General features: G+C 63.0%; 16 protein-coding genes. 13 read left to right on the top strand and 3 right to left on the bottom strand.

The window, feature by feature from the left end; translation table 11 throughout:
• Positions 1-132 precede the first annotated feature (132 nt).
• Together EB815_RS21690 and EB815_RS21685 are read left to right on the top strand one after the other, a co-directional pair.
• Positions 133-1,836: a SulP family inorganic anion transporter gene (locus tag EB815_RS21690; RefSeq protein ID WP_056576818.1), complete on the top strand. Its 1,704-nt coding sequence runs from the start codon at positions 133-135 to the stop codon at positions 1,834-1,836.
• Positions 1,833-2,456: a ParB-like protein gene (locus tag EB815_RS21685; protein WP_056576814.1), complete on the top strand. Its 624-nt coding sequence runs from the start codon at positions 1,833-1,835 to the stop codon at positions 2,454-2,456. Before EB815_RS21690 ends, EB815_RS21685 begins: the two co-directional genes overlap by 4 nt.
• Here EB815_RS21685 and EB815_RS21680 read toward each other — a convergent pair.
• Positions 2,420-3,313, bottom strand: a complete 894-nt coding sequence (locus EB815_RS21680) for a helix-turn-helix transcriptional regulator (RefSeq protein WP_056576811.1) — start codon at positions 3,311-3,313, stop codon at positions 2,420-2,422. The genes EB815_RS21685 and EB815_RS21680 overlap by 37 nt on opposite strands.
• Positions 3,314-3,398: 85 nt before the next feature.
• Here EB815_RS21680 and EB815_RS21675 point away from each other — a divergent pair, with 85 nt between their 5' ends.
• From EB815_RS21675 to EB815_RS21665, 3 genes are all read left to right on the top strand, one after another.
• Positions 3,399-3,926, top strand: coding sequence for a hypothetical protein (locus EB815_RS21675; protein ID WP_056576808.1), 528 nt, complete (start codon positions 3,399-3,401; stop codon positions 3,924-3,926).
• Between the two features lie 32 nt (positions 3,927-3,958).
• A complete protein-coding gene (locus EB815_RS21670) occupies positions 3,959-4,336 on the top strand; it encodes a VOC family protein (protein WP_056577415.1) in 378 nt (125 codons plus the stop codon).
• Positions 4,337-4,437: 101 nt separating this feature from the next.
• Complete coding sequence (locus EB815_RS21665) at positions 4,438-5,067, top strand: MarC family protein (protein ID WP_010909625.1); 630 nt, start codon at positions 4,438-4,440, stop codon at positions 5,065-5,067.
• A 19-nt stretch (positions 5,068-5,086) separates the two neighbouring features.
• On the opposite strand, the gene EB815_RS21660 is transcribed toward EB815_RS21665, so the two are convergent.
• Together EB815_RS21660 and EB815_RS21655 are read right to left on the bottom strand one after the other, a co-directional pair.
• Entirely contained in the window at positions 5,087-5,512 is a 426-nt protein-coding gene (locus tag EB815_RS21660) for an OsmC family protein (RefSeq protein ID WP_065005094.1), read from the bottom strand.
• A gap of 145 nt (positions 5,513-5,657) precedes the next feature.
• Positions 5,658-6,179, bottom strand: a complete 522-nt coding sequence (locus tag EB815_RS21655) for a single-stranded DNA-binding protein (RefSeq protein WP_056576800.1) — start codon at positions 6,177-6,179, stop codon at positions 5,658-5,660.
• A 226-nt stretch (positions 6,180-6,405) separates the two neighbouring features.
• On the opposite strand from EB815_RS21655, the gene EB815_RS21650 reads away from it, so the two are divergent.
• From EB815_RS21650 to EB815_RS21615, 8 genes are all read left to right on the top strand, one after another.
• Positions 6,406-6,720, top strand: a complete 315-nt coding sequence (locus EB815_RS21650) for an ArsR/SmtB family transcription factor (protein ID WP_015317709.1) — start codon at positions 6,406-6,408, stop codon at positions 6,718-6,720.
• A gap of 14 nt (positions 6,721-6,734) precedes the next feature.
• Positions 6,735-7,211 carry an SRPBCC family protein gene (locus tag EB815_RS21645; protein ID WP_056576796.1) on the top strand — a complete coding sequence of 159 codons (477 nt, stop codon included), beginning with the start codon at positions 6,735-6,737 and terminating at the stop codon, positions 7,209-7,211.
• Between the two features lie 21 nt (positions 7,212-7,232).
• Positions 7,233-7,838, top strand: coding sequence for an ATP-dependent Clp protease proteolytic subunit (locus EB815_RS21640; RefSeq protein ID WP_056576793.1), 606 nt, complete (start codon positions 7,233-7,235; stop codon positions 7,836-7,838).
• An 88-nt stretch (positions 7,839-7,926) separates the two neighbouring features.
• Positions 7,927-8,226 (top strand): hypothetical protein, encoded by a 300-nt coding sequence (locus EB815_RS21635; RefSeq protein ID WP_056576790.1) that lies wholly within the window; start codon positions 7,927-7,929, stop codon positions 8,224-8,226.
• A 702-nt stretch (positions 8,227-8,928) separates the two neighbouring features.
• Positions 8,929-11,850 carry an excinuclease ABC subunit UvrA gene (gene uvrA / locus EB815_RS21630; RefSeq protein WP_056576787.1) on the top strand — a complete coding sequence of 974 codons (2,922 nt, stop codon included), beginning with the start codon at positions 8,929-8,931 and terminating at the stop codon, positions 11,848-11,850.
• A complete protein-coding gene (locus EB815_RS21625) occupies positions 11,850-12,260 on the top strand; it encodes a DUF302 domain-containing protein (protein WP_056576784.1) in 411 nt (136 codons plus the stop codon). The genes uvrA and EB815_RS21625 overlap by 1 nt, the downstream gene beginning before the upstream one ends.
• The gene (locus EB815_RS21620) at positions 12,257-12,721 is read left to right on the top strand and encodes a GNAT family N-acetyltransferase (RefSeq protein ID WP_056576782.1); all 465 of its coding nucleotides are present in this window, start codon (positions 12,257-12,259) and stop codon (positions 12,719-12,721) included. Before EB815_RS21625 ends, EB815_RS21620 begins: the two co-directional genes overlap by 4 nt.
• 43 nt (positions 12,722-12,764) lie before the next feature.
• Positions 12,765-13,571: a DUF72 domain-containing protein gene (locus EB815_RS21615; protein ID WP_056576779.1), complete on the top strand. Its 807-nt coding sequence runs from the start codon at positions 12,765-12,767 to the stop codon at positions 13,569-13,571.
• Positions 13,572-13,648: the final 77 nt, after the last annotated feature.

Here is a 13,648-nt window from a genome sequence, read left to right as displayed (position 1 = left end):
TTCCAGTGTCATTTTTGGTGGTAATTTCAAAAGGATACCGCTGATTGCGACGATATGGCCACAACGCTTTTCGCCGCCACAAGGCAAAAGCCGGCAATGGACCGATTTCCCCAAGCGAAAGCCGCAAGTACGATGAATCGGAGCCGCTGGCTGCCTTTGCGAGCGTTGAGCGGCTGGCAGCCTCGGGATCTCAATGGCGATCTGGTCGCGGGTTTGACACTGGCCGCGATCGCCATTCCCGAGCAGATGGCAACGGCCCGGCTCGGCGGCTTTGCTCCCGAGGTCGGGTTCTTCGCTTTTGTCGCCGGTTCGGTGGCGTTTGCCCTGTTTGGCGCCAATCGCCACCTCTCGGTTGGAGCGGATTCGACCATCACGCCACTGTTTGCCGGCAGCCTGGCGCTGCTCGCCACATCCGGCTCGCCGCATTATCTGGCCCTGGCAGCCATGCTGGCCTTGATGGTCGGGGCGATCGTGACGCTGAGCGGCATCTTTCGCCTCGGCTGGATCGCCGATCTCCTCTCGGTGCCGGTCACAACTGGCTTTTTGGCCGGCATCGCCGTCCACATCATCGTCTCGCAAATGCCAGGGCTGCTCGGCCTGCCTGCCGAGAGCGGTGAGACCTTGCGGCGTATCGGCGAGATTGCCGGCAGTCTCCATCTCACCAATCCCTGGGCCCTCGGGCTCGGCCTCGGCGTGTTCGCGATCGTGTTCTGCTCGGAACGGATCAGCGCCCGCATCCCTGGCGCCCTGATCGGCATGGTGCTTGCCACGCTTGCGGTCGTCGCCTTCGACCTCGGGGATCGCGGCGTCGAGGTGCTTGGCGCGCTGCCAAACGGTCTGCCGCGAGCCTACTTGCCGGAGGCCGGCCTCAAAGATGTGCAGGCGCTCGTTCCGCTGGCTCTGCTGATCGCCATCGTCGTCATGGTGCAGACGGCCGCCACCTCGCGTTCCTTTGCCTCGCAACCGGACGATGCACCCGACGTCAACCGCGATTTCGTCGGCGCCGGCGCCGGCAGCATCGCGTCCGGCCTGTTCGGCGCCTTTGCCGTCAACGCCAGCCCGCCGCGCACGGCAATCGTTTCCCAGTCGGGCGGCCGCTCGCAACTGTCCGGCCTCATTGCCGCGGCCATCGTGCTGGCGCTCGGCGCCTTCGGCGGCAGTCTGCTCGCCAATGTTCCGCAGGCAGCCCTTGCCGGCGTCCTGATGTTCGTTGCCCAGCACATACTGCGATGGAAGGTGTTCGCCAGCGTCTACCGGCAGGCGCCGGTCGAATTCGCCTTGATCCTGATCACGATGGCGGCGATCGTCGTGTTACCTATCGAGACCGGCGTGGCAGTCGGCATCGGCCTGTCGCTGTTGCACGGGATCTGGAGCGCAACCCAGACGCAGCCGATCGAGCTCGAACAAGTGCCGGGGACCTCCGTCTGGTGGCCGCCCGGCAAGCCAGGTGCCGGCGAGCAGCTCCCAGGCGTTCTGGTCGCGGCCTTCCAGGCGCCGCTGTCCTTCGTCAATGCCGACCGTTTCAAGCGCGGCCTTTGCGATCTCGTCGATGCCAGGAACGAAACAGTGAAACTGGTCGTGCTGGAGGCCAGCAATATCGTCGAAATCGACTACACCGCCGCCCAGGCCCTGATCGACACCATCCTTCATTGCCGCAAGGCGGGCGCGGTCTTTGCAATCGCGCGTCTGGAATCGCTGCGCGCCCAGGCGGCCCTGGCGCGGTTCGGCATCGCTGAAATGGTCGGCACGAAACACATATTCCACAGCGTCGACGCGGCGATCAAATCACTTGGTCCGGGGCAACAGCAGCAGCAAGAACAGGATGGAGTGCCATGATCGACCCCCGAGAACCCATTGTCACGCCGGTTCCCGTCGAGGACTTGCGGCCGACGCAGATAACGGTCGGCATGCGGGAAGTTGCGTTGAAACGCCAGATGATCCGGGAACAGGACGCCAAGAAGAAGACCGGCGCTTTTCTCGGCAGACACATGGTGCCCGTCGTATTGGGTCCCAAAAATCGAAACTACGTCACCGATCACCATCACCTCGCTCGCGCCCTGCTCGAAGAAGGCGTCAAGGACGTGCTAGTGACCGTGATCAGCGACCTGTCCGCGCTTGACAAGGACGCGTTTCTTTTCGTGCTCGACAACAGAGGCTGGATGCACCCGTTCGATGAGAACGGCCGCCGCCGCGACTACTCGGCAATTCCAAAGACAATCGGCGAGTTGATCGATGATCCCTATAGAAGCATGGCCGGCGAGTTGCGCCGGCAAGGCGGCTTCGCCAAGGACACGACGCCGTTCAGCGAATTCATCTGGGCGGATTTCCTTCGCCGGCGCATCGATCGCAATGCGGTTGCGAAGAATTTCGACAAGGCGATGAAGGAGGCGTTGACGCTCGCCAAGGGCAAGGACGCGGACTATCTGCCGGGCTGGTGCGGACCGACCTCGGATTGAGCTTGTCTCCGTCGAGGCACCCGCATGCCGGTGCTGTCTGACCGGCGGGCGCGATAATCGCGTGGCGTCTCGCCCATGACGCGTCGAAACCGGCGGTTGAAAGTCGACAGGTCGTTGAAACCGGCGTCGAAGGCTATCGCCGAGATCGCATCGTCCGACAGGCGCAGCCGCACCGCCGCCCGGTGCAGCCGGGTCTTGAGCAGGAACTGGTAGGGCGTCATGCCGGCAACCTGCCGGAAAATGCGCAGGAAATGATAGGGACTGGTCGCCGCCCCATCCGCCAGTGCGGACAGCGAAACCGGCCCGTCGGCATCCAGCTCGATCCGCCGCACCGCTTCCGCCACTCGTTTCTGATCGCGGCGGCTTGGCGTGCGCAGGACAGGCGTGGCGCCGGAAACCGTGGCCACGGCGGCACCCGCGAAGCGCAGGGAAAGTTCCTCGAAGGCATCCTTATCGGCCATGTCGCGCGCGGCTTCCGCCTCGGCCAGCAGCGGTGCCAAGGCCGGCAAGGGCGGCAGGCGCGGCGCCTCGAAGGTGAGGGTTCGGGCGCCCGGCACGTTGGCGACGATCCGTTCCATATAGGCCGGCCCGAAATGGAACGAGAGGCAACGGTCGCCGCTGCCATGCTCGTGCCCGCATTCATAGCATGTACCGGGATTGCCGAGCAGCAATGCGCCCGGCGACAGCATGGCGGTGCCTTGCCGCGCGCGGTAGCGGAACGTGCCGCTGGTGACCGCCGCGACGCAGAAATCCTGATGGGCCTCCTCGAACGGCCGGTCGCCGGCACCGGCCGTGCAGATCACGTCCGCGACGTGCCAGCCGGGTCCGGATGCAAGAGTGCGGGTCGTCGCCGTCATGGCCGAAATATAGCAATTTTTCCCAAGCCCAGAACCCCGTCAGCGCCTACTCCTCCAGGTCTCCTGACAGAAAGAGGCCGCAGCCATGTTCGACCCCTTCGCCGAAGCCTTGCACAGTCCCGGACCGATGGTCGGGCTTGCCGAAAAACTGAACCTTTACGGCCGCTTCGTCGGCGCCTGGACCTTCGACGCCTCACGCCACCTTGAGGACGGCACCGTGCTGACCGGACGCGGCGAGGTGCATTTCGGCTGGGTGCTGGAAGGCCGCGCCATCCAGGATGTCTGGATCCTGCCCGCGCGGAACAGCGGTTCCCAGCCTTCCCTGGGCAAGTGGACATTCTACGGCACGACGCTGCGGGTCTATGATCCCGGCGCGGACGCCTGGCACATCTTCTGGAGCGATCCACGCAACACGTATTTCAGCCGCCAGCTCGGCCGTGCCGAGGGCGACACGATCGTGCAGCTCGGCGCCGACGGCACCGGCTCCTCGCTGCGCTGGAGTTTTTCGCGGATCACCGAGAACTCCTTTCGATGGCTCGGCGAGCGCTCGCACGACGGCGCGGACTGGCACCTCGAAGTCGAGTTCTTGGCGCGCCGTCAATCTGCAAGATGACGCCGCAACACGTTGTACCAATGGAGAAAACCATGTTCGACCATATTTCGATCGGCTTTCGCGACAGCAATGCCTCGAAGCGCTTCTATGACGCAGCGCAGAGGCCTCTCGGCTACAGCTGTCTCAGCCAGTCACCGGGTTCGCTCGGTTATGGCGCCCACAGCGTCGCGCTATGGGTCAACGAGGCGGCACGGCCGGTGCCGGCGGACGGAAAATCCGGCCTGCATTTCTGCTTCGCCGCGCCAACGCGGGCCAGCGTCGATGCCTTCCATACCGGTGCGTTGCGCGAAGGCGGAAGCGACAATGGCGGTCCGGGTCTGCGCGCCGACTATGGTGAAAATTACTATGCCGCCTTTGTCGTGGACCCGGACGGCTATCGCCTGGAGGCCTATTGCGACGCCGCCGGCTAGCCTTGCCGGGAGCCCGTGCTTTCGCGGTCCTGACTGTTTCCACCGGCCGGGCTTTGCTCTACCAATGTGGAGCGGGCTCGGCCCGGCGGGAGGGATCAGCGATGCCGAGTTTCGACAGCCTGTTCAATGCCTTCGTCACCATTCTCGTGACCATCGATCCGCCCGGGCTGGCGCCATTGTTCCTCGCCGTGACACGCGGCATGAACCGCGAGGAGCGCCAGCAGGTTTCGGTGCGTGCCTCGGTCATCGGCTTCCTGGTGATGGCGCTGTTCGCGGTTGCGGGCGCCTCCATCCTGTCGGTGTTCGGCATCACCCTGCCGGCCTTCCGCGTTGCCGGCGGTTTTCTGCTCTTCTTCATCGCCTTCGAAATGGTGTTCGAGCGTCGCCAGGACCGCAAGGAGAAGATCGGCGACGTCGCCATCACCAAGGACATGATCCACAACATCGCCGCCTTCCCGCTGGCGATCCCGCTGATCGCAGGCCCCGGCGCGATTTCGGCGACCGTGCTGCTCTCCGGCTCGTTTCAGGGCTTTGCCGCGCAGGCAGCACTCGTCGGCATCATCTTCGTCTGCCTGGCCATCACCTATCTGGTGTTCGTGCTGTCTGAACGCATCGACCGCATCCTCGGCCAGACCGGCCGCTCGATCCTGACCCGCCTGCTCGGCGTCATCCTGGCCGCGCTGGCCGTGCAGTTCGTGGCCGACGGCATCAAGGCATTGATGGCGGGATGAGCGGCAGCCCCCTACTGCCTTACTTCGCCGACGTGTCTACAACCTCGAAATCATGCGTGATCATGGCCGTCTTGGCCATCATCGCCGAGGCCGAGCAGTATTTTTCGATCGACAGGTCGATCGCCCGCTTGACCTTGTCGGGCGAGAGCGCCCTGCCCTTGACGATGAAATGCATGTGGATGCGCGTGAACACCTTTGGCTCGGTCTCGGCCCGGTCGGCATCGAGCTCGACCACGCAGTCCTCAACCGCCTCACGGCCCTTTTCCAGGATGTGCACGACATCATAGGCCGAACAGCCGCCGGTGCCGATCAGCACCAGTTCCATCGGGCTCGGCCCCGGAGTCTTGCCTTCAGGTCCGAATGCCGTTCCCAGCACCAGCTTGTGACCGCTGCCGGACTCACCGACGAAGGTGCGCTCCTCGACCCACTTTACCCGTGCCTTCACCGTCCTATCCTTTCAGTCCCAGATCGCGCCTGCTGTCAGGCCAATCAACAACGCAAAACCCCGAAAGTCCATCAGGACCCTCGGGGCGTATCGATCACGTAACGTCAGCCATCTGGCGACGTCAGCCGTTCGGCATTGCTATCGATCAGAACGGGATCTCGTCATCCAGCTCGCGCGACGAACCGCCGCCACCGCCGCCCCTGGGGGCGCCGCCGCCACGGTTGAAGCTTTCGTTCGGGCCGGACTGGCCGAAATCGGAACCACGGCTGCTGCCGCCACCGGAATAACCGCCGACCTGGCCACCCTCGCCCTGGCCGCGCGCGTCGAGCATCTGCAGTTCGCCACGGAATTTCTGCAGCACGACTTCCGTCGTGTACTTGTCGGCGCCGGTCTGGTCCTGCCATTTGCGCGTCTGCAACTGGCCCTCGACATAGACCTTCATGCCCTTCTTCAGATACTGCTCGGCCACCTTGGCGATGCCCTCATTGAAGATGACGACATTGTGCCACTCGGTCTTTTCCTTGCGCTCGCCGGAATTCTTGTCGCGCCAGCTCTCCGACGTGGCGATGCGGATGTTCACGACCGGCTCGCCCGAGTTCAGGCGACGGATTTCCGGATCCGCGCCAAGATTGCCGACCAGAATGACCTTGTTGACGCTACCCGCCATGTTTTTTCTCCGCGCTCATCCGAAACAAATTTTTGTCGCAGCACCTTACAGGCTGCGCACGTCCGCCGCCTGCTAAGGCTGGCTTTTCCCACAAGGTTTTTGTTCCCTTTTCGTTCCTATATGCACTGCTGCTGATTGTCAAGGAATGGCAGCAATGCCCGGAGCTTTCATATGGGTTTCAAAACAGCGCTTGCCAAATCAATAAGTATCGACTTATGCTTTTCTCATGATCGAAGCAGAGATTTTCCGCGCCCTGGCCGACCCGACACGCCGCGCCGTCTTCGAGCGCCTCGCGACGAGCGAGATGAGCGTGTCGGAATTGCGCAGCGGCCTGACTGTGTCGCAGCCGGCCGTCTCGCAGCATCTGGCGGTGCTGCGCGGCGCCGGCCTCGTGGTCGAGCGGCGGGCCGGCCGCAACGCCTATTACCGCGCCGATCCGCAGGGGCTTGCCCCCTTGCTCTCCTGGATCGAACGCTACCGGACCTTCTGGCCGGAGCGCATCGAAAGGTTGAAGACGGTTTTGAAGGACATGGATCAGTGAAGGAAGTCGGATCAATGAACGCCGAAAGCCAAAGCGAAGCCGCCTCGGATGTGCTCGAGTTCGAATACGACCTTGCGGAGCCGCCGGAAAAGGTTTGGCGAGCGCTGACGGTGCCGGAACTGCTCGCCGCCTGGATGATGCCCAACGACATCACGCCGGAAATCGGCAACCGTTTTGCCTTCGCCGCGACGGACGCTGTGATCGAGTGCGAAATCCTTGACGCCGAGCCCGAACGCCTGCTGCGCTATTCCTGGCGAGAGCAGGCGGGCGGCGCCGCGCGCCAGGATCCACTCGACAGCGTCGTCACCTTCACGCTCGCCCGAACAGTTTCCGGCGGCACGCATCTGCGCATCGTCCATGACGGATTTTCCCGCAAGGCGATGCCTGCCGTTGTCATGGCGGGTGCCGGCTGCCGGCTTTCGCTCGGGCTGCGCGGGGCCGCAAAGCCCATCGCGGCGAACACACCGCGCCTTGTGCCGCGTGCGGCCTGAACACGGAAATCGGAGAAGAAAATGAGTGGTATTGCCAGTCTGGTGCCGATGGTGATCGAGCAATCGAGCCGCGGCGAACGCGCCTTCGACATTTTCTCGCGGCTCCTGCGCGAGCGCATCGTCTTCATCAATGGCGAGATCAACGACGACGTCTCGGCGCTGGTCTGCGCGCAGCTTTTGTCGCTGGAGTCGGACAATCCCGACAAGGAGATCTCGCTCTACATCAACTCGCCGGGCGGCGTGGTGACCAGCGGCTTTGCCATCTACGACACGATGCAATATGTCAGCTGCCCGGTATCGACCGTGTGCATGGGTTTTGCCGCCTCGATGGGTTCGTTCCTGCTGATGGCGGGCACGCCGGGACGCCGCATCGCGCTGCCGAACGCCACCATCCTTCTGCATCAGCCGCTGGGCGGCTTCCAGGGCCAGGCTTCCGACATACAGCGCCATGCCGAGCGGATCGGCAAGACCAAACGCCATATGGCTGAACTCTATGCCCAGCATTGCGGCCGCAGCTATGAGGAGGTCGAACGCACGCTGGACCGCGACCATTTCATGACCGCCCGCGAGGCCCAGGCATGGGGCATTGTCGACCACGTTTTCGATACGCGCAAAAAGGCGGCGTAAGCGCAAGCCAGATCGGAGTCCCGCCACATGTCGAAGATTTGACGACACCGGTCTGGTTCCGGGGACGGCTCGTCCCTATAATCCGGGGATGATCGACACTTATTCGCCCAGGACGTCGCATCGCGTCATCGCCGCCGTGGTGTTCACTTTCGCCAGCCTGGTGAGCGGCATGGCACTCGCCGACGACGGCTTAGCGCAGGCAAAGAAAGGCGCCCTGCCCGGCGTGGCCGGCGATTATCGCATCGCCAAGCCGGCTCCCCAGCCGGAACCGGACGATGCGTTCCCCAGCAACGGGAACGGCACGTTCAAGATCGGCGATACCGATGTCAGGATTTCCGGCAGCATCACGGTCGATATGGCCACGGGTGGGTTTAAGCCCCCGAGGTGAGCAGCCCTCCGCCAGGGCCAGTTCAGCCATTTCCTCAAAAGAACAGCCCCGCCGTGCCTTGGGCAAACGGACGGGGCTTTTCTGGATCTCAAATCCATTTTTTGCCGGGAGTATACTGCCGGCGTTTGATTTCGGATGCTTCGCGGCGTCAGCCGACGATCCGACTGGCAGTCTCTGATTTTTAGGGAATACGGCAAGTCACGGTTTGCCGGGTGGCGCAAACGCTAAACCCTGGCACTTATGCCTGCCGCGGCTCCAACGAGACGTGGAGCCCTTGGGGACTATCCGGTGGCGTCATGCTCCGCTCCTGTGTCCGTTGCGACATTGCCGTCGCGAAGCGCAAATCGCAAATGCCTGCGGCGTCTCGCAGGCCGCCTTGGGGCGGCGAGGCCATCGAAAGACGGCCGGCTTCGCTGACTGCACGAGACTGCTCCCGTGAGCGGGCTGCGTCAACCATCAATAGCCGGTTACGGAAAAATGTGATCGAAGGGAGGTTACGTCCCGGTCAGTTTCTGCACAGCTTTGTCAGGAGCGTGTTCAGCCTTTGTTCTTTCCGCTTGCCCGTTCGCGCGAAAGGCGGTTAAACGACTTCTGTCGGGAATTGTGGCGTCTCTCGACGTGGCGGCAAAAACACCTACATAGGGGATGGCCGGGAAAATCCCGCCAATCCCACGAATTCCAGATCTGAGGCGGCGACCGGCGATGGCCGACCATAAATTCCTTTCCATTCGCGGGGCGCGCGAACACAATCTCAAGAACGTCGATCTCGACCTGCCGCGTGACAGTCTGATCGTCATGACCGGCCTGTCCGGCTCGGGCAAATCGTCGCTCGCCTTCGACACCATCTATGCCGAAGGCCAGCGCCGCTATGTCGAGAGCCTGTCGGCCTATGCCAGGCAATTCCTCGAAATGATGCAGAAGCCGGATGTCGACCAGATCGACGGCCTGTCGCCTGCCATCTCCATCGAGCAGAAGACCACCTCGAAGAATCCGCGCTCGACGGTCGGTACCGTCACCGAGATCTACGACTATATGCGCCTGCTGTTTGCCCGTGTCGGCGTGCCCTATTCGCCGGCCACCGGCCTGCCGATCGAGAGCCAGACGGTCAGCCAGATGGTCGACCGGGTGTTGGCGCTCGAGGAAGGCACGCGCCTGTTCCTGCTGGCGCCGATCGTGCGCGGCCGCAAGGGCGAGTACCGCAAGGAACTCCTGGAACTGCAGAAGAAGGGGTTTCAGCGCGTCAAGGTCGACGGCGTCTTCTACGAGATCGCCGATGTTCCGGCGCTCGATAAAAAATACAAGCACGACATCGACGTCGTCGTCGACCGCATCGTGGTGCGTGGCGATCTGGCAACCCGCCTCGCGGACTCCATCGAAACAGCGTTGAAGCTCGCCGAGGGGCTGGCGGTGGCGGAGTTCGCCGACAAGCCGCTCGATTCCAGCCAGACCGGCGAGGATTCGGTGAACAAGTCGAAGAACGAGACGCATGAGCGCATCCTGTTCTCGGAAAAATTCGCCTGTCCGGTGTCGGGCTTCACCATTCCCGAGATCGAGCCGCGCCTGTTCTCGTTCAACAATCCGTTCGGCGCCTGCCCGACCTGCGATGGCCTCGGCAGCCAGCGCGCCATCGATCCCAATCTCGTCGTACCCGACGAGAACGTGTCGCTGCGCGACGGCGCCGTCAGCCCGTGGGCGAAGTCGACCTCGCCTTATTACGTGCAGACGCTCGAGGCCTTGGGCAAGGCTTACGGCTTCAAGCTCGGCGACAAGTTCAAGGATTTGAGCGCGGAAGCACAGGACGCGATCCTGCGCGGCACCGGCGAGCGGGAAGTTACTTTCCAGTATGATGACGGGCTGCGCTCCTACAAGACCACCAAGACCTTCGAAGGCGTCATTCCCAATCTTGAACGTCGCTGGAAGGAGACCGAATCCGCCTGGATGCGCGAGGAGATCGAGCGCTTCATGTCGGCGACGCCCTGCCCCGTGTGCAAAGGCTATCGGCTGAAGCCCGAGGCGCTGGCGGTGAAGATCGGCGGCAAGCATATCGGCGAAGTCACCGAACAGTCGATCCGCAAGGCCGACCAGTGGTTCACCGACCTGCCGGCCCAGCTCAACGACAAGCAGAACGAGATCGCGGTCAGGGTGCTGAAGGAAATCCGTGAACGGCTCCGCTTCCTCAACGATGTCGGGCTCGACTATCTGACGCTGTCGCGCAATTCCGGCACGCTGTCGGGCGGCGAGAGCCAGCGTATCCGGTTGGCGTCGCAGATCGGTTCCGGCCTCACCGGCGTGCTTTATGTGCTGGACGAGCCGTCGATCGGCCTGCACCAGCGCGACAACACGCGCCTGCTCGATACGCTGAAGCACCTGCGCGACATCGGCAACACGGTGATCGTCGTCGAGCATGACGAGGACGCCATACTGCATGCCGACTATGTCGTCGACATGGGACCGGCGGCCGGCATCCATGGCGGCGAGATCATCGCCCAGGGCACGCCGCAGCAGGTGATGGCCAACCCCAATTCGATCACCGGCAAGTATCTGTCGGGCGCGCTTGAGGTCGCCACCCCTGGTGTTCGGCGTGAGGCGAAAAAAAACCGGCGCCTGAAGATCGTCGGCGCGCGCGGCAACAATCTGAAGAACGTCACCGCTGAAATCCCGCTCGGCACCTTCACCGCCGTCACCGGCGTGTCGGGCGGCGGCAAGTCGACCTTCCTGATCGAGACGCTGTTCAAGGCGGCCTCGCGCCGCATCATGGGTTCGCGCGAGCATCCGGCCGAGCATGATCGCATCGAGGGCCTCGAATTCCTCGACAAGGTCATCGACATCGACCAGTCGCCGATCGGGCGGACACCGCGTTCGAACCCCGCCACCTATACCGGCGCCTTCACGCCGATCCGCGACTGGTTCGCCGGCCTGCCGGAGGCCAAGGCGCGCGGCTACCAGCCCGGCCGCTTCTCCTTCAACGTCAAGGGCGGCCGCTGCGAGGCCTGCCAGGGCGACGGCGTCATCAAGATCGAGATGCACTTCCTGCCCGACGTCTACGTCACCTGCGATGTCTGCCACGGCAAGCGCTACAACCGCGAAACGCTCGATGTCCTGTTCAAGGGCAAGTCGATCGCGGACGTGCTCGACATGACGGTCGAGGAAGGTGTCGATTTCTTTGCCGCCGTGCCCGGTGTGCGCGACAAGCTCGACACGCTGAAGCAGGTCGGCCTCGGCTACATCCATATCGGCCAGCAGGCGACGACGCTTTCGGGCGGTGAAGCGCAGCGCATCAAGCTGGCCAAGGAATTGTCGCGCAAGGCGACCGGCAAGACGCTTTACATTCTCGACGAGCCGACCACCGGCCTGCATTTCCACGACGTCGCCAAGCTGTTGGAAGTGCTGCATGAACTGGTCGACCAAGGCAATACGGTGGTGGTCATCGAGCACAATCTCGAAGTGATCAAGACCGCCGACTGGGTGCTCGATCTCGGTCCCGAAGGCGGCGACGGCGGCGGCGAACTGGTTGCCTCGGGCACGCCGGAAGCGATCGTGCGCGAGAAGCGCAGCTACACCGGCCAATTCCTCAAGGAATTGCTGGAGCGGCGCCCCGGAGGCAAGCGCGAAGCGGCTGAGTGATGGCGGAGGATGGTCTCATCACGGCCCAGAGCCGTTTTGGCGTGACCGAAACCATCGATCGCCTCGCCGAGGCGATCGAGCGATCCGGACTGCATGTGTTCACTCGCATCGATCATGCAGCCGGCGCACGCGATGTCGGCGCCTCGCTGCGGCCGACAGAGTTGCTGATTTTCGGCAACCCCAGAGGTGGCACACCACTGATGCAGGACAGGCAACTTGCCGGCATCGACCTGCCGTTGAAGGCGCTGGCCTGGGAGGATGAGGACGGCAAGATCTGGCTGTCCTACAATGATCCGCACTGGATCGCCGAGCGCCATGGCCTGGGCGAAACCAGCCGCGCCACGGTCGCGGCTATGGCTGCCGGCATGAAAAAGATGATCGCCGCTGCCGCTGGAATGGATCAATCATGAGGCTTGCGCGCTCCGAAGATCTCGCCGCGATCGTCAAGCTGACGGAAGCAGCCTACGCTCCCTACAACGCGATACTCGACGCGCCGCCGATCCCGGTGACCGAGGACTATGCGCCGCGCATCGCCAACGGCGAGGTCTGGCTGCTGGAGAGCGGCGGCGAACTTGCCGGAGTGATCACGCTGGAGCGGCATGAGGATCACGCGATGATCTTCTCCGTCGCTGTGTCGCCCGCCTTCCAGGGCAAGGGGTTCGGTATCGCATTGCTGAGACACGCCGACGAGCAGACGCGCTTGTGGGGCCTGCCGGAGATACGGCTCTACACCAATGCGAAAATGCAACGGAACATCGCGCTCTATCTCGCTTACGGCTATCGCGAAACGGGTCACCGACCCAACCCTTGCAGGCCAGGATGGGTACTGGTCGACATGGCAAAACCGGTCGGCGAAACCACGACGGTCTGATTTTTCTGAATTTGGCCAGACTTCTGCACTCGGGAGGACCACAATGAGCAAATCGGGAACAATCCGCTCCGGCATGGGCGGCTGGACCTTCGAGCCCTGGGACACGTCCTTCTATCCAGACAAGCTTTCGAAAGCCAAGCAGTTGCAATACGCCAGCCGGCAGGTGCCGAGCATCGAGGTCAACGGCACCTATTATTCCAGCTTCAAGGAGCCGACCTTCGTCAAGTGGGCCAGCGAGGCACCGGACGGCTTTGTCTATTCGCTGAAAGGCAACCGCTTCGTCACAAACCGGCGTGTGCTGGGCGAAGCCGGTGAATCGATGATGCGCTTCCTGGGTTCCGGCGTTGCCGCGCTCGGCGACAAGCTCGGTCCAATCCTGTGGCAGTTCGCGCCAACCAAGAAATTCGATCCGGACGATTTCGAAGCCTTTTTGAAACTGCTGCCGGAAAAGCAGGATGGTGTCGCCCTTCGCCATGCACTCGAAGTGCGCAATGACAGTTTCATCGTGCCGGAATTCCCCGCGCTCGCGCGCAAATACAAAGCGGCGATCGTCTATGCCGACCATGCCAAATATCCTGATATCGCCGATGTGACCGGCGATTTCATTTACGTCCGGCTGCAGACCGGCTCGGACGACAATCCCGACTGCTATACGCCGAAGGCGCTCGACGAATGGGCGGCACGTGCAAGGATCTGGGCGGAAGGAAGGCAGCCGGCCGATTTGCGGCGTGCCGACCCCGCCACCGACGCTCCGGTCCAGCCGCGCGACGTGTTCGTCTACTTCATCACCGAGGGCAAGGTGCGCGCGCCTTTTGGGGCGATGGCGCTGATGAAACGCGTGGCGGACTGACGAGCAACGGGCCGCATGCCGTAGGCGTAACCTATGCGTTTTGCGCTTGGCAAAGCGCCTTTTGATGGCATCTTCGC

This window comes from Mesorhizobium loti, from assembly GCF_013170705.1.
In the GTDB taxonomy this organism is placed as follows: domain Bacteria; phylum Pseudomonadota; class Alphaproteobacteria; order Rhizobiales; family Rhizobiaceae; genus Mesorhizobium; species Mesorhizobium loti_D.
Note: the sequence above shows the minus strand (reverse complement) of the source record. Positions and strands in the feature narration are given on the sequence as shown.